1 protein-coding gene is annotated in these 411 nt (G+C 75.2%); it reads left to right on the forward strand.

Annotated elements, in window-relative coordinates; translation table 11 throughout:
- Window positions 1-411, forward strand: a 411-nt coding sequence (locus tag AC1DYG_RS20170) for a hypothetical protein (RefSeq protein ID WP_477641616.1), incomplete at both ends; no start/stop codon positions are given.

Below are 411 nucleotides of genomic sequence, written 5' to 3' on the forward strand. Positions count from 1 at the left end.
CCGGTGCGCTGCCGGGTCGGCGACGTCCTCGACCATACCGAGCAACTCGGCTACCGCTACGACGACCAGCCGCAGGCGTCGGCGTCCTCGCGGCGCCTGGTCGCCGTCGCGCCGACACCGATGCGCGTCGCCGCCACCGACGGCCCGTTCGAGGTGACGGATCGGGTCACCACGCAACTCGTCGTCCCCGACAGCTGTCTGGAAACGGTGGCGCACGCGCCGGAGACCGCCGCCGCCGCGGGCTTCGGGGCGGTGTTGCTCGCCGTCGACGGACTCGCTGCGGACCGCACCCCCGGCGTCGCCTACCAGGTGTACCTCAACGCCCCCGACCCGACCGCCGATGCCCTCCCGGACCAGCACCTGGCCGGCACCTTCGCGGCGTTCGGCCTGGACGCCGACCCGGGGCCGGGG

Source organism: Pedococcus sp. P1_H8 (assembly GCF_056405175.1).